This is a genomic window from Paracoccus sp. DMF-8 (assembly GCF_029309835.1).
Taxonomy (GTDB): Bacteria; Pseudomonadota; Alphaproteobacteria; order Rhodobacterales; family Rhodobacteraceae; genus Paracoccus.
Window position 1 is genome coordinate 298940 of the sequence record NZ_JARJHL010000010.1, and the last position, 15818, is coordinate 314757.

The window sequence follows — 15818 nt, forward strand, 5'->3', positions numbered from 1 at the left end:
AAGCGAGCGGTGACCATGTCTGATCTTTTTTGGTTGACGGACGCGCAGATGGCGCGTCTTGAGCCTTTCTTCCCCAAGTCCCACGGCAAGCCTCGCGTCGATGATCGACGCGTGTTAAGCGGGATTATCTTCATCAATCGCAATGGCTTACGGTGGCGCGATGCCCCGGCAGCCTATGGCCCGCACAAGACACTATACAACCGTTGGAAGCGGTGGAGCGACAAGGGCATCTTTGCCCAAATGATGGCGGGTCTGGCGGCCGGGCACGGCGAAGAGAAGACCGTGATGATCGACGCCACTTACCTGAAGGCCCACCGCACCGCGACCAGCATGGGCGTGAAAAAGGGGGCGTGGGCGCCTGATTGGTCGCACCAAGGGCGGCATGAACACCAAGTTGCACGCCATCTGCGACAGCCAGGGGCGCCCCCTCAACCTGTTCGTCACTGCCGGACAGGTCAGCGATTACATCGGCGCGCGGGCATTGCTGAGCAGCCTGCCGGATGTCGATTGGCTGCTCGGGGATCGCGGCTATGACGCCGACTGGTTCAGAGAAGCGTTGAAAGACAAAGGGATACGCGCCTGCATCCCAGGCCGGAAGCAGCGGAAGAAAACCGTCAAGTACGACAAGCGCCGGTACAAACGGCGCAACCGGATCGAGATCATGTTCGGCAGGCTCAAGGATTGGAGGCGTGTGGCGACCCGGTACGACCGTTGCCCCAAGGTATTCTTGTCAGCAATCGCACTTGCTGCCCTCGTCATCTACTGGCTTTGAAACTCAATGAGTCCAGACCCTAGGCACATCGACCATGGGTCAATTTTTTATGTTTATTTTCAATGGGTAATTCCCAGAGAAAATGAAATGGAAATGCGTTTTAAAAACGCTGGAAGAGACGCAAACATCGGGGGTGGCAAGACCCGCGCTAGATCGGCCCCCTGACACGGTCCCTAGAGGGGGTGGTGTTGCACGAAGGCCACACCGCCCGAAGGGCGCGACGACGCGGGCCGGACACCACCCGCGCCGCCGCTGTGCCGGGGGAAGGAACCACCCGGCGTCTGCCCGTGAAACACCAAAAATCCGGGCAGCATCTCTCACCCCCTGCGCCCCGGCCTCGCCCACCCTTCGAGGATGACGCGGATCTCGTGGGCGGCGCGGTCGGCCAGCCCGTCGGTGCTGCGCATAAACTCCTTGAGGCTTTCGTCCTTCATGATTTCTTCAGGGATGGAGGGGCCGAACAGCGGACGGATGGCGTTCTTCCTTCCCGACTTTGGATCGAACTTCTGCGTATTGATGAACACGTTGCCGTCGAGCGACTTGACGATGAACGCGTGATTGAATCGCTGCGACCTGTTCCATGGCCGGGCGCGCACGCCATACTTGAACTGGCGCGGCCCAAACTTCCTCAACCACTCCCGTTGTCCGGTCGCCCGGACTGTGGTTTTCAGGCGGTTTTTCGTCGCTTGGCCATATTTGACGGCGTTGTTCACGTCATAGGCTTTCAGACCGGTCTGCCTGCGGACAGCACGCTTCATCGCAGTGAAGGTTTTACGGCCTTCATGGTTCAGAGCGCGGGAAAAGGCGCGCTTTGCATCGGATTTACCGATGCGGGTAATTGCGGCCTCGTAATCGAGCATGATGCTGTCACCAGCCTCCAACTGAACCATCCCATGACACCACCTTGGCGATGCAAAGATATATGGATGAAAAGAAGGGGCGACCTGCGTCGAAGCGACGGAAATAGCTCCTTCTTTTAAGGCCTCGTCGATCAGATGGCCGCCCTTTTGGGCGGCTTGTTCATGGCCAGGCGCCAGGATCGTTGAAACACAGGTTCGTTTTGGGATGTCGGAAGTTGCTTTTGGGGTGTCGGCAGATTGGTATCCAGGATGTCGGGTGAAAACTTAACTTGTTGATATATAACGACTTGGATTCCGGTCAAGTTGGCGTTTATATGTCAGACCACACCTGCCGTTCGGGCATCCAGCGCGATGAAACGATTTCCCGCATTCGCGTTTCGTTTTCGTTGTGGCGTCGCGGAAAGAATCGCAGCCATCGGCTTCCACCCAAGTGCCGCGATACGGTAACGGACGCATGTTGAACCCAGGGCATGGCCGCGCCATAGTCTTTGGATCGCAGGAGCAAGGCAGGCCCGCACATGTATACGCCCCCTCACTTTCAGGAGATCAATCCCGGGACGATTGCCGAAATCCTCGAGGATGCGCCGCTGGCCTGCCTTGTGGCGCAAACCGACAACGGGCTGATCGCGAACCACTTGCCCCTGCTGCAAACGCCGAAAGGCGATTTCATCGGTCATGTCGCGCTCGCAAACGATATGCATCGGCTGATCGCGGACGGTCAGCAGGTCCTGGCGATTTTCCGGCGCGCCGATGCCTATATTTCCCCGAACTTCTACCCGACCAAGCAAGACCACCATCGGCATGTGCCGACCTGGAATTACGAGGTCGTCCATGCTTACGGCAATATCACCTTCCAGCATGACGAGCATGCAAAGCGGGCGGCTGTCGGGCTTTTGACACGCCACCACGAGCGTCGGCTCAATGGGGCGGATGCGTGGCGGATGGCGGATGCGCCGCGCGATTACATGGCGCAGATGCTGGGCGGCATCGTCGCTTTCAACATTGCCGTGACCAAGGTTCTGGCCAAGTCGAAACTGAGCCAGAACAGGGAAGCGCGTGACTATCTGGGTGCTGTAGACGGGCTGCGTGCCTCGGGACATGCGGAAATGGCGGGCCGGATGGCAGCAAGGCTGAACGATGGTCGCTGAGTGGTGGCCTCGCCGTTCTGCCCTGACGCCCCGAACCCCGTGGCGCCTGCAGGGCGAACCTGTCCGAAATGGCTTGCCATTCTTCGCGAAAAGGATCGCGCCATCGCCCTGTCGGAGCAAGCAAGGGGCGCCCTGAAAAACCACGCTGAAAACCACCCCCAAGAAAAAGCCCCGAAAAACTGCCCTCGGGGGATTTCGCAAACCCTGCGGTCCCGCCATGATGCCTGTGCCTGTCTGCCCTTGGTGACGTCGATGCTGTCTTTGATCCCCTCTCGCCGGGGCGTGGAAACGATCTTTCCGGGCCTTGCCGTGTCGATGCTGGTCGCGGCGACGGCGCAGTTCCTGTCGGAACATTATGGCGCGCCCGCGATGTTGCTGGCGCTGCTTCTGGGGCTGGCGCTGAACTTTCTGGCAGAGGACGGCACGCGCACTGCGGCCGGGGTCGATTTCACCACCCGCACCGTTCTGCGATTGGGGGTGACGCTGCTTGGCGCGCGGATTTCGGTCGATATGCTGACCGCGCTTGGCGCGCGGTCGATCCTGCTGGTGGTCGCGGGTGTCGTCCTGACCATCCTGTGCGGGCTGGCGATGGCGCGGATGGTGGGGCGGGGCTGGCGCTTTGGCCTGCTGACGGGCGGCGCGGTGGCGATCTGCGGGGCCTCGGCCGCGATGGCGATTGCCGCCGTTCTGCCAAAGCATGAGAAATCGGAACGTGATCTGGTCTTTACCGTCCTGTCGGTGACCGTCCTGTCCACCGTCGCCATGGTGCTTTACCCGATGCTGGCGGCGCTGTTCGGCTTCACCGAACGCGATTCCGCCATCTTTCTGGGCGGGACCATCCATGATGTCGCGCAGGTCGTCGGCGCGGGTTTCTCGATCAGCCCCGAAACCGGAGAGACCGCGACACTGGTCAAGCTGATCCGCGTGTCGATGCTGGCGCCGGTGGTGCTGGTGATTTCGCTGGCGATCCGCACAGGGGGACGGGCGCGTCCGGACAGCGGCAGCGCGCCGCCGCTGTTGCCGGGCTTCGTGCTGGGGTTTCTGGCGCTGGCGGTGCTGAACAGCCTTGGCGTGATCCCTGCGGCGCTGTCGGATCTGGCGGGGCAGTTGTCACGTTGGGCGCTCCTGACCTCGATCGCGGCGGTGGGGATCAGGACCTCGCTGAAAAAGATGCTGGGGGTCGGCGGCAGCGCCATCGCCCTGATCGTGGCTGAAACGGTCTTTCTGGGGGCCGTCATCGTCGCGGGGCTGCATTTTCTGGGCTAGCCGGTTGGGGGTAGCTGGGGGGATTGATCGCGTTGCAACCGATGGAAGCAATCGCCCCCAATGATGCCTGAAACCGATGCCGCCTGAAGCCGACGATGGTTGAAACCGCTTCGCCTCACCCCCATCTGAACAGGACCGGATGGCCCATGACGGGCGCCGGAACGCTGCCCGCCAGTTTGGGGGCAGGATTTGTATCGCTTTGAAAAGGATGCGAAAATGCGTAATTTTGACCTCAGCCCCCTGTATCGTGCCTCGGTGGGCTTTGACCGTGTGGCGGATGTGCTGGACCGCGCGCTGGCAACCGATCTGCCCCAGCACAGCTATCCCCCCTACAATATCGAAAAAACCGGAGAGACGAGCTATCGCATCTCGATCGCAGTCGCGGGCTTTTCGGTGAGCGACCTCTCGGTCGAGATGCGCGACGGCGCCGTGATCGTCACGGGACGCAAGGCCGCCGATGATGACAACCGCAGCTTTCTGCATCGCGGGATCGCGACCCGCGCCTTTGAACGCCGTTTTACCCTGGCCGATCACGTCCGGGTCGAGGGCGCCAGCCATGTCGACGGCATGCTGAATATCGACCTCGTCCGTGAAATCCCCGAGGCGCTGAAGCCCCGCCGGATCGAAATCGCGAAACCCGCGAAACCTGTCGAAAAGCTGGACGCCTGACGTCAGGGTGCAACCGCCGTGGCCGGATAATCCGGCCACTTCAAAGCAATGTGCGGGCCAAGCCCGCACGCCGCATGGTTAAGGTTGCGAGTGGCGCGGGGCGGATTCCCGCGCCTTTTTCATTGCAGCTTGCGTCGGGCGCGCAGGGCCGCGGTGATGGTGCCGTCGTCCAGATAATCCAGTTCTCCGCCGATGGGAACGCCCTGGGCCAGCCCGGTCACGGCGACATCGCTGCCCGCCAGCGCCTCGGCGATGTAATGGGCGGTGGTCTGGCCCTCGACCGTTGCCGCCAGCGCCAGAATCACCTCGGAAATCCGTTCATCCGCAATCCGCTGGATCAGTTGCGGGATATGCAGATCCTCGGGGCCGATTTCGTCCAGCGCCGACAGGCTGCCACCCAGCACATGATAGCGCCCGCGAAAGGCGCGACCGCGTTCCAGCGCCCACAGATCCGCGACATCCGTCACCACGCAGATTTCGCCCGTGGCGCGGGTGGGGTCGTGGCAGATCGCGCAGATATCGCTTTCGGTGATATTGCCGCAGACCAGACATTCGCGCGAATTTTCCGCGACCGCGCCCATCAGGCTGGCAAGCTGCGCCATCTGCCCCGCACGCTTGCGGATCAGATACAGGACGATACGCCGGGCCGAGCGGGGGCCAAGCCCCGGCAGCCGCGCGATCTGGCCGATCAGCGCCTCGATATCGCCCTTGCCCTCGGCCATTCGGTCAGAAGGGGAATTTCATGTCGGCCGGCAGCCCGAACTGGCCGGTCAGCTTGGCCATTTCCTCTTGCGCCTTGTCCGAGGCGCGTTTCTGCGCATCCTTGATCGCGGCCAGAATCAGATCCTCGACGATTTCCTTGTCGTCGGACCGAAAGATCGACGGGTCGATGTCCAGCCCGGTCAATTCGCCCTTGGCGGTGGCGCGGGCCTTGACCAGCCCGCCACCCGCTTCGCCGGTGACGATCAGGCGGTCCAGATCTGCCTGCATCTCGGCCATCTTTTCCTGCATGTCCTGCGCGGCCTTCATCATGCCGGACAGGTCGCCAAGGCCCTCAAGTCCCTTCATCATCGTCTATTCCTCATCCTCGAACGGGTCCCATTCCTCGACCTCGGCGACGGGGCCATCGGTCAGGTCATGGGGTGATGTATCCTCGCCGACCGGCATTTCAACCGCCGCCGCGACTGGCGCCTTGCGGATTTCGGTGATCTTCGCGCCGGGAAAGGCGGCAAAGATCGCCAGCGCCACCGGGTTCAGCATGGCGCGTTCGCGGGTCGCGGCCTGTTCGGCGGCGCGGGCCTCGGCGATGGTGGGCTGGCCGCCTTCGTTCACGACGCTGACCGCCCAACGCTGGCCGCCGGTCCAGCCGCGCAGCCTTTCGCCAAGGCGCTGCGCCAGATCCACGGGGGCCTGAGGCGTCGGCTGGAACTCGATCCGGCCGGGCTGGTAGCGGACAAGGCGCAGGTGATCCTCGACCTCCAGCAGCAGGCGCATGTCGCGCATCCGCCGGATCAGTTCGATGACAGCCTGAAAATCGGGATAGGCGGCAAAGGCATCGGGCGATACCGCCAGCGCCAGCGCCGCGCCGTCCTGCCGGATGCCGCCACGCGCGGGCGCGGGGATCGCGGCGCGCGGCGCGCCCTGACCGGATGCCGGGGTGCCTGCCATGGGCGGCGCGAACTCGCCTGCCTTGATCGAGGCCTGAACCTTGCGGATCAGCGCATCCGGGTCGGGCAGGTCGGCGACATGGGTCAGGCGGATGATCGCCATTTCCGCGGCCATCATGGCATTCGGCGCGGCAGAGACCTCCTCGATGGATTTCAGCAGCATCTGCCACAGCCGGGTCAGCACGCGCATCGGCAGGTTTTCGGCGAAATCCTTGCCGCGCGTCGCTTCATCGGGGCCGACGGTCGGGTCCTCGATCGCCTCGGGGGTGATTTTCAGGATGGAAATCCAATGGGTGATTTCCGCCAGATCGCGCAGCACCGACAGGGGATCGGCGCCATCGGCATATTGCGCCTGCAATTCGGCCAAAGCCTCGGCCGCGGCACCGCGCAGGATCATGTCGAACAGGTCCAGCACCCGGCCACGATCCGCCAGACCCAGCATGGCGCGGACCTGCACGGCGGTGGTTTCGCCCGCGCCGTGGCTGATCGCCTGATCCAGCAGGCTGGTCGCATCGCGGGCCGAGCCTTCGGCGGCGCGGGTGATCAGCGCCAGCGCATCATCGGCGATCTGCGCGCCTTCGCCGCCCGCGATCCTGCGCAGCAGGGCGATCATCACCTCGGGTTCGATCCGGCGCAGGTCGAACCGCTGGCAGCGCGACAGGACCGTCACCGGGACCTTGCGGATTTCGGTGGTGGCAAAGATGAATTTCACATGCGCCGGAGGTTCCTCCAGCGTTTTCAGCAGCGCGTTAAAAGCGCTGTTCGACAGCATGTGGACTTCGTCGATGATAAAGACCTTGTAGCGCGCGCTGGATGGTGCGTAATGGACGCTGTCCAGCACGCTGTCACGGATATCGCCGACGCCGGTATGGGATGCGGCGTCCATTTCGATCACATCGACATGGCGGCCTTCGGAAATCGCCACGCAATGTTCGCATGTGCCGCAGGGTTCGGTCGTCGGTCCCCCCTGACCATCCGGGCCGATGCAGTTCAGCCCCTTGGCGATGATCCGGGCGGTGGTGGTTTTGCCGGTCCCGCGAATTCCCGTCATGATGAATGCCTGCGCGATCCGGTCCGCCGCAAAGGCGTTTTTCAGCGTGCGCACCATGGCGTCCTGACCGACCAGATCGGCGAAGGTTTCCGGGCGGTATTTCCGCGCGAGCACCTGATAATTCTGTCCGCTCCCGGTCATGTCCCCGCCTGAATGGAAAACCCGCGCCACATTAGCGGCGCGGGCGGGTATCGGCAACCGGCTGGTGGCGGTCTTCAGCCGTCCTGCCAGTCAAAGACCAGTTCCTCGCGGAATGCGAAGCGGGTCAGGTGGTCCTGCACGACCTGACGCCAGCCCTGCATGACCTGCTGGTCCGGCCCGCTGACCGTCACCTGCAGCGCATCGGGCAGGGCGGCCATGTCGACAACCCGGCCTTCGCCCGCGTCGATCCTGCCCGCCTCGGGCGTGAAATCGACCGCGAATTTATGCGCCCAGTGTTTTGCCAACTGCTGAAGGTAGCGGCTGGCGTTTTCGGTCGGAACAATGCTGTGCGATTGTGCCATGATCAGTTGTCGAAATCGACTTCTTCGATCAGCTTGATGGCATCGGGGCGCAGCTTGGAAATTTCCGACAGCGCCAGCGCATCGGGGGTGAATTCGCCCCAGCCCTGCACCAGTTCCGAACGCGCCACGCCTGCCTTGACCGGGAATTCGTGGTTGGTTTCGGCATAGATCTTTTGCGCCTCGTCACCGGCCAGGAATTCGGCCAGCTTGATCGCGGCGTCCTTGTTCGGGGCGGATTTCGTCATCGCGATCCCGGACACGTTTACATGCGTGCCGCCACCTTCAAAGGTCGGAAAGACGATGCGGACGGATTCGGCCCAGGGCTGCTGTTCCGGGTCGGCGACCATCTGGCCCATGTAATAGGTATTGCCAAGCGAGATGTCGCATTCGCCCGCCCAGATCGACTTGACCTGATCGCGGTCGCCGCCTTCGGGTTTCTTGGCAAGGTTGGCCTTGACGCCTTCCAGCCATGTCCTGGTTGCCTCGGCGCCGTGATGGGCCAGATAGGCGGCGGTCAGCGCGACGTTGTAATCATTGGTAAAGGAACGGGTGCAGATGCGGCCCTTCCATTTCGGATCGGCCAGATCCTCATAGGTGGTGACCTCGCCATCGGCCACGCGTTCCTTGTTGGCATAGATGATGCGGGCGCGGGTGGTCAGGCCATACCACTGGCCGTCGGCATCGCGCAACTCGGCCGGAACGGCGGCATCCAGCGCCTCGTTGCGGAATTCCTGGGTGACGCCTGCGTCCTTGACCTCGCCCAAGCGGGCGACGTCGACGGTCAGGATCAGGTCGGCGGGCGAACGGTCGCCTTCGGCCTGCAGACGTTCGACCATGCCCTTGTCGACAAAGGCGATGTTCACCGGAATGCCGGTTTCCGCGGTGAAGGCATCGATCAGGGGCTGAATCAGCTGGGGCTGACGGTGTGAGTAGACATTCACCTCTTCGGCGAAGGCGGGCATGGCCACGGCGCCAAGAAGGGTCGTCACAAGAAGCTTGCGCATGGTTCAGTCCTTTTGTCAGGTTTAAGGGCTTCTGAATCTTCTGGATTTTCCGATCTTTTTTGTCAATGAATTTTGCCCCCTGACAGCGAAGTGATCTGCGGCCTGCTGTCGCGGGTCCTGACGCGGTGCTAGATTGCGCGCATGACATCCGGACCATCCCGCCGCCTGATCCTTGCCGCCCCCGCCATCCTGATCGCCAGCCGCGTGAGGGGGCAGGATGCGGTTCCGGGGCAGGCGGCGGTGATCCTGGACGATGCCGCCCATCTGTCGCAGTTGCGCGCCATTGCGATCTGGTCGGGCGGTCAGGAACTGGCCGCGCGGGGCTATGGCCGCTGGACGCCCGACCGGCCGACGAATATCAAATCCGCCTCGAAATCGGTGATCTCGGCGCTGGCGGGGATCGCGATTGCGCGGGGGCTGTTCAGTGGCGCGGATCAACCGGTTGCGACGATCCTGAGGGGCGATCTGCCCGACGACCCCGACCCTCGGCTGGCGCGCGTCACCATCGGCAACCTGCTGTCGATGCAAACCGGGATGGAGCGGAAATCCGGTGCCAATTACGGCCAATGGGTGAACAGCGCGAATTGGGTGCGCAGCGCGCTGGCCGCGCCTTTCGTGGGCGATCCGGGTGGGCCGATGCTCTATTCGACGGCCTCGACGCATCTGGTGTCGGCGGCGCTGACGCGGGCCTCGGGGCGGACGACGCTGGATCTGGCGCGGGACTGGCTGCGCATCCCCGGTTTTCAGATCGCGGGATGGGAACGCGACCCGCAGGGCATCTATCTGGGCGGCAATGAAATGGCGATGTCCACACGCGCGCTGATGGCCTTTGGCGCGACCTATGCCAGCGGCGGCATGGCCGGGGGGCGGCTGATCATCCCCGAAGGCTGGATCGGGCAAAGCTGGCGGCGCCGGACGCAATCGGCCTTTACCGGCGCGGGCTATGGCTACGGCTGGTTTCTGGCCCGCATGGCGGGCAGGGCGGTCAATTATGGCTGGGGCTACGGCGGCCAGATGATCTATGTCGCGCCTGCGACAGGCTCGCGGCCGCCGCTGGCGATTGCCATGACCTCGGACTCCGACCAGCCATCGGGGGCGACGGGCTATCGCAACCGGCTGCATGCGCTGGCGGAACGGCTGGTTGCCGCGCTGTAAGCGATTGACGGCACCCGTGGCGCAGGATACCCGGCCCGCATGGCACGCGCACCCTTGTTACAACTGACCGACATTTCGCTGACCTTCGGCGGAAATCCCGTATTTCAGGACCTGTCCCTGACCGTCCAGCAGGGCGACCGTGTCGCGCTGGTCGGGCGCAATGGTTCGGGCAAATCGACCCTGATGAAGGTCCTGGCCGGTCTGGTCGAGGCCGACAGCGGGCTGGTCGTGACCCCCGCAGGCACCTCGGTCGGCTATATGGAGCAGGACCCCGATCTGTCGGGTTTCGACACGCTTGGCGATTTCGCCCGCGCGGGCCTGCCCGAGGCCGAAAGCTACCGCATCGACATGGCGGCCGAAGGGCTGAAATTCGACCCCGCCCGCACCGTCGCTACCGCATCGGGCGGTGAACGCCGCCGCGCCGCGCTGGCCCGGCTGATGGCGCAGGCGCCCGATCTGATGCTGCTGGACGAGCCGACCAACCATCTGGACATCGAAGCCATCGCCTGGCTCGAAGACCAGCTTTCCACGACCCGCGCGGCCTTTGTCCTGATCAGCCACGACCGCGCCTTTCTGCGCGCCCTGACCCGCGCCACCCTGTGGATCGACCGGGGCGAGGTCCGCCGTCAGGAACGCGGTTTCGAGGCGTTCGAGGACTGGCGCGAAACCACCTGGGCCGCCGAGGATGAGGCCCGCCACAAGCTGGACCGCAAGATCAAGGCAGAGGCGCGTTGGGCTGTCGAAGGCATCAGCGCCCGGCGCAAGCGCAATCAGGGCCGCGTCCGCGCGCTGGCCGCCCTGCGCGAGGAACGCGCCGGCCAGATCCGCCGTCAGGGAACGGCCGCGATGGAGCTGGACGCAGGCCAGCAATCGGGCCGCCGGGTGATCGACGCGCAGGGGATCGCGAAATCCTTTGGCGACCGCGTCATCCTGCGCCCCTTCGACCTGCGCGTGCTGCGCGGCGACCGCGTGGCCTTTGTCGGGCCGAATGGCGCGGGGAAAACCACGCTGCTGAAGATGCTGACCGGCGAACTGGCCCCCGACAGCGGGCAGGTCAAGCTGGGCACCAATCTGGAGATCGCGGTCTTCGACCAGACCCGCAGTGCGCTCGACCCCAATGCAACGCTGTGGGACGCGCTGACCAATGACAGCGACATGCGCGTGTCGGGCCGCGCCGATCAGGTCATGGTGCGCGGCAATCCCCGCCATGTCGTCGCCTATCTGAAGGATTTCCTGTTCGACGACGCGCAGGCCCGCGCGCCGGTCGGCAGCCTGTCGGGCGGCGAAAAGGCGCGGCTCTTGCTGGCGCGGATCATGGCGAAACCCTCGAACCTGCTGGTGCTGGACGAACCGACCAACGATCTGGACGTGGAAACGCTGGACCTGCTGCAGGACCTGCTGGGCGATTACGACGGCACGGTTCTGCTGGTCAGCCACGACCGCGATTTCATCGACCGCGTCGCCACGACGACCATCGCGATGGAAGGCGACGGCCTTGCCACCGCCTATCCCGGCGGCTGGTCCGATTATCGCGCCCAACGCCCCGAAAGTGCGGCGGCGGAACCCGCTGCGCGCCCTAACGCCGCACGCCCCAACGCCGGATTGGCCGCATCCGCGGCGAAACCTGCCGCCAAACCGACCGGTCTCAGCTTTACCGAAAAAAGCGGCTGGACGCCCTGCCGGCGGTCATGGAACGGCTTGAGGCGGAAATCGCCAGACTGGGCGAATTCCTGTCCGATCCCGATCTGTTCACCTCGGCCCCCGCGAAATTCGCCAAGGCCAGCGAAGGCCTGTCCGAACGTCAGGCAGCCCTTGCCGCCGCCGAAGAAGAATGGCTGGACCTCGCCGCCCGCGACGACGGCTGACGCACCCCGACAGGCGCGATGCGCGCTTGTCATCCCTGCCCGGATCGGCGATTCTGCCCGCAAAACACAAACAAGACCCGAGGTAGGCAGCATGCAATTCGATCCGAATGCGATCGACCCGTCGACATTTCCGGCATTGGCCCTTGGGGGCGTGCTTCTGCTCGTCATGCTGTTCAGCGGCGGCAGCAGCGATCACGATGACGACGACGACAATGGCGGCGATCAGGCCCATGTCGTGAACGGCACCGAAGGCAATGACGACATCGCCGCCGATACCGGATTCACCGGCACGATCAACGGCGGTCGCGGCAATGATACGATCACGGTCGATACCGGCCCGGTCCGCGACGGGCTGGATCTGGACCGCACCGGCATTGATCAGGTCCAGTGGACCAACGACAACCAGCCGGGCAGCAGCTATCCGGGCAACGCGCCGAACTTCCCGCGCGGGTTGACGGTGGTGAACGGCGGTGCGGGCAATGACACGATCACGGTCGATTCCGGCGCGGCCCATATCGACACGGGCGACGGCAACGACCGGGTCGATCTGTCGGGCGCCCGTCTGGCCACGGTTTTCGCGGGTCGCGGCGATATCGTCACCGGCTCGAATCAGCAGGGCGATGATGTCGATATTCAGGCCTTTGTCGATGGCCGCGGCGAATTCCGGGGCGGCACGGCGGATGAAACGGCGACCGCCCTTGGCGATGGCGCCACCTTGCGCGGGGGACTGGGCGACGACACCCTGATCAGCGACAGCGACAGCGACAGCGACAGCGACAGCGGCGCGGCCCATCTGATCGGCGGTCCGGGCAACGATGTCCTTTACGGCGGGGTCCAAAACGACGCCTTTGCCGAAAACCGGCAAGACCGCTTTGGCAATTTCATGGATGATGCGGTCGATACGCTGGACGGCGGCGCGGGCGGCGACCTGATCTATTTCTCGAACCGCGATATCGTGACGGGCGGCGAAGGCGCCGACGACCTGCGCGCCGAACTCGACCCCGGTGACGCCGCGCGGCTGACCGATTTCAACGCGGGCGAAGACAGCCTCTGGATCAGCATTCAGGACAACAGCGCCAATGCCGCCGCCTTCGCCGCCCGCATCGGACTGGCCGAGGTGAACGGCGCCAGCATCCTCTTCATCGACGGCCAGCAGACCGTGATCCTGCCCGAAAACCCCGGCATGACCTTGGGCTTCACGCGCGACGATGGCGAAACCTTCTTTGATATCAACGGGGAACAGGTCGAACGCGATGCGCTGAACATCGTCATCAGCAACCACGCTGTTCCCGCCTCGATCTGACGGACCCCAGGCAAAGGCAAAGGCGCCGCAGGATCATTCCCGCGACGCCTTGCGCTTTCTTCATCATCCAAATACCCGAAACACCGCCCCGGCAACCGGCGCGGCGCTGCCATTGGGGTCAGGCCGGCTCCAACCCGATTGCGCGGACGAAAGCCGTGCGGAACAATTCGGACAGTTCCGCCAGCGGCGCGGCATCGCCGCCAAGCGCCACCTGCTCGCCGCCAAAGCGCCCGACCGCCGCCGCAGGCACGCCTGCGGCCGCCGCCGCGGCCAGCAGCCCGTCCAGCCCGTCAGCCGGGCAGGCGAGCAGATAGCGCGCCTGATCCTCGCCGAACAGGGTCGCGATCTCGGCGCTTTCCAGCGTGACGCCCATACCTGCCGCCTCGGCCAGTTCAAAACCCGCCAGCGCCAGCCCGCCATCCGACAGATCGACCGCCGCCGAAAAACGCTTGCGCTCGGCCAGGATGAATTCGCCATGCAGGCGTTCAGCCGCCAGATCGACATGCGGGGCGTCGCCCGCCTCGATCCCGAAGGCCTCGGCCGCCAGGGCCGATTGGCCCAGATGGCCGCGCGTCTCGCCGATCACGACCGCCACATCGCCAGCCGAAGGCAGGCCGGAGATGATCTGATCCAGACGGTCGATCAGACCGACCCCGCCAATCGTCGGAGTGGGCAGGATGCCGGTGCCGTCGGTTTCGTTGTAAAGCGACACGTTGCCCGACACGATCGGGAAATCCAGCGCGGCGCAAGCCTCGCCGATGCCTTTGATCGCGCCGACGAACTGGCCCATGATCTCGGGCTTTTCGGGATTGCCGAAATTCAGGTTGTCGGTCGCGGCCAGCGGACGCGCGCCGGCGGCCACCAGATTGCGCCACGCCTCGGCCACGGCCTGCTTGCCGCCCTCGAACGGGTTGGCGCGGACATAGCGCGGCGTCACATCGCTGGTGAAGGCCAGCGCCTTGTCGCTGCCGTGGACGCGGACCACGCCCGCGCCGATGCCCGGACGGCGGATCGTATCGGCGCCGACCTGCGTGTCATATTGTTCCCAGACCCAGCCCTTATGCGCATGGGACGGGCTGCCGATCAGCGCGCGCAACGCGGCAATCGGGGTGATCGCGGGCAGGGCGGGCATAGCCGCCGCCGCAGGCGTTTCGATCCAGGGGCGGTCATATTCCGGCGCCGAAGACGACAGTTTCGACAGCGGCAGGTCGGCCTTGACCTCATTGCCATGCAGGATCAGGAAACGGTCCTCGGCGATGGTTTCGCCGACGATGGCGAAGTCCAGATCCCATTTTTCAAAGATCGCGCGGGCCTCTGCCTCTTTTTCGGGCTTGAGCACCATCAGCATCCGTTCCTGGGATTCCGACAGCATCATTTCATAGGCTGTCATATCGGTTTCGCGCTGCGGCACCGCATCCAGCACCAGCCTGATCCCCAGACCGCCCTTGTCGCCCATTTCGACCGCCGAACAGGTTAGACCCGCGGCCCCCATGTCCTGAATGGAAATCACGCTGTCGGTCTGCATCAGTTCCAGACAGGCTTCCAGCAGGCATTTTTCGGTGAACGGGTCGCCGACCTGAACGGTGGGGCGCTTTTCCTCGATGGTGTCGTCGAATTCGGCCGATGCCATGGTCGCACCGCCGACGCCGTCGCGGCCGGTTTTCGCGCCCAGATAGACGACCGGCATGCCGACGCCCGAGGCCGCCGAATAGAAAATCCTGTCCGCATCGGCCAGACCGGCGGCAAAGGCGTTGACCAGGCAGTTGCCGTCATAGCTGTGGTGGAAACGCACCTCGCCGCCGACGTTCGGGACGCCGAAGGCATTGCCATAGGCGCCGATGCCTTCGACGACGCCCTTGACCAGATGCGCGGTTTTCGGATGGTCGGGGCGGCCGAATGACAGCGCATCCATCGCGGCGATGGGCCGCGCGCCCATGGTAAAGACGTCGCGCAGGATGCCCCCGACGCCGGTCGCGGCACCCTGATGGGGTTCGATATAGCTGGGGTGGTTGTGGCTTTCCATCTTGAAGACCACGGCCTGACCGTCACCGATATCGACAACGCCCGCGTTTTCCCCCGGCCCGCAAATCACCTGCGGCCCGGTCGTCGGCAGGGTGCGCAGCCATTTCTTGGACGATTTATAGGAACAATGTTCGTTCCACATCGCCGAAAAGATGCCCAGTTCGGTAAATGTCGGCTGACGGCCGATGATGTCCAGAATGCGCTGGTATTCATCGGGTTTCAGCCCATGCGCGGCGATCAGATCGGGGGTGATCTCGGGGTCGTTGATGGGCGTCATGGGCTGCCTTTCTGCCGGAAAAACTGCGGGCCTTCGCATTCCCCGGCCTTTTATGCGGCGCGCGGGCTTTAGGAAAGGGGGCGCGGGCCCGTCCATGGCGAAAGCGCGGCATTTGGGTAAAAAAGAGCCGGGCACAAGGCCCGGCTCAAGTCCAACAGGGAGGTTGAAGTTGATGAGAGTTTCCTCAGATCATCCCCTTCGCAGCCTGAGATATGGGCAGTTTGAGAACCGTTCAAGAAGGAACTGCGATTTCATG

At 64.1% G+C, this 15818-nt stretch carries 13 protein-coding genes and 1 pseudogene; 7 read left to right on the forward strand and 7 right to left on the reverse strand.

Annotated elements, in window-relative coordinates:
• Positions 1-15: 15 nt before the first annotated feature.
• A protein-coding gene (locus PE067_RS08525; RefSeq protein ID WP_276188865.1) for an IS5 family transposase occupies positions 16-772 on the forward strand; the annotation gives its coding sequence in 2 pieces (ribosomal slippage) (positions 16-347 and positions 346-772; 759 coding nt in all).
• Between the two features lie 317 nt (positions 773-1089).
• Here PE067_RS08525 and PE067_RS08530 read toward each other — a convergent pair.
• Entirely contained in the window at positions 1090-1662 is a 573-nt protein-coding gene (locus PE067_RS08530) for a hypothetical protein (RefSeq protein ID WP_276188867.1), read from the reverse strand.
• 488 nt (positions 1663-2150) lie between these two features.
• Between PE067_RS08530 and PE067_RS08535 the strand changes: the two genes are divergently transcribed.
• The 3 genes from PE067_RS08535 (at position 2151) to PE067_RS08545 (ending at position 4715) form a co-directional block, all read left to right on the forward strand.
• Positions 2151-2780 carry an FMN-binding negative transcriptional regulator gene (locus PE067_RS08535; protein ID WP_276188869.1) on the forward strand — a complete coding sequence of 210 codons (630 nt, stop codon included), beginning with the start codon at positions 2151-2153 and terminating at the stop codon, positions 2778-2780.
• Between the two features lie 252 nt (positions 2781-3032).
• Entirely contained in the window at positions 3033-4046 is a 1014-nt protein-coding gene (locus PE067_RS08540; RefSeq protein ID WP_276188870.1) for a putative sulfate exporter family transporter, read from the forward strand.
• A gap of 216 nt (positions 4047-4262) precedes the next feature.
• Positions 4263-4715: an Hsp20 family protein gene (locus PE067_RS08545; RefSeq protein ID WP_276188871.1), complete on the forward strand. Its 453-nt coding sequence runs from the start codon at positions 4263-4265 to the stop codon at positions 4713-4715.
• Positions 4716-4834: 119 nt separating this feature from the next.
• Here the strand turns inward: PE067_RS08545 and recR are convergent, their stop codons facing one another.
• From recR to PE067_RS08570, 5 genes are all read right to left on the reverse strand, one after another.
• Complete coding sequence (gene recR, locus PE067_RS08550; RefSeq protein WP_276188873.1) at positions 4835-5437, reverse strand: recombination mediator RecR; 603 nt, start codon at positions 5435-5437, stop codon at positions 4835-4837.
• A gap of 4 nt (positions 5438-5441) precedes the next feature.
• Positions 5442-5786 carry a YbaB/EbfC family nucleoid-associated protein gene (locus PE067_RS08555; protein WP_276188875.1) on the reverse strand — a complete coding sequence of 115 codons (345 nt, stop codon included), beginning with the start codon at positions 5784-5786 and terminating at the stop codon, positions 5442-5444.
• 3 nt (positions 5787-5789) lie between these two features.
• Complete coding sequence (locus tag PE067_RS08560; protein WP_276188877.1) at positions 5790-7574, reverse strand: DNA polymerase III subunit gamma/tau; 1785 nt, start codon at positions 7572-7574, stop codon at positions 5790-5792.
• A 74-nt stretch (positions 7575-7648) separates the two neighbouring features.
• Positions 7649-7936: a DUF2218 domain-containing protein gene (locus PE067_RS08565; protein ID WP_276188878.1), complete on the reverse strand. Its 288-nt coding sequence runs from the start codon at positions 7934-7936 to the stop codon at positions 7649-7651.
• 2 nt (positions 7937-7938) lie between these two features.
• Positions 7939-8940, reverse strand: a complete 1002-nt coding sequence (locus PE067_RS08570) for a Fe(3+) ABC transporter substrate-binding protein (RefSeq protein WP_276188880.1) — start codon at positions 8938-8940, stop codon at positions 7939-7941.
• Between the two features lie 141 nt (positions 8941-9081).
• Between PE067_RS08570 and PE067_RS08575 the strand changes: the two genes are divergently transcribed.
• From PE067_RS08575 to PE067_RS08585, 3 genes and pseudogenes are all read left to right on the forward strand, one after another.
• A complete protein-coding gene (locus PE067_RS08575) occupies positions 9082-10095 on the forward strand; it encodes a serine hydrolase (RefSeq protein WP_276188882.1) in 1014 nt (337 codons plus the stop codon).
• 39 nt (positions 10096-10134) lie between these two features.
• A pseudogene (locus PE067_RS08580) lies at positions 10135-11960 on the forward strand (ABC-F family ATP-binding cassette domain-containing protein).
• Positions 11961-12051: 91 nt separating this feature from the next.
• A complete protein-coding gene (locus tag PE067_RS08585; RefSeq protein WP_276188884.1) occupies positions 12052-13263 on the forward strand; it encodes a hypothetical protein in 1212 nt (403 codons plus the stop codon).
• 118 nt (positions 13264-13381) lie between these two features.
• Here PE067_RS08585 and purL read toward each other — a convergent pair whose 3' ends face one another.
• Positions 13382-15553 carry a phosphoribosylformylglycinamidine synthase subunit PurL gene (gene purL / locus PE067_RS08590; protein ID WP_276189505.1) on the reverse strand — a complete coding sequence of 724 codons (2172 nt, stop codon included), beginning with the start codon at positions 15551-15553 and terminating at the stop codon, positions 13382-13384.
• Between the last annotated feature and the right edge of the window lie 265 nt (positions 15554-15818).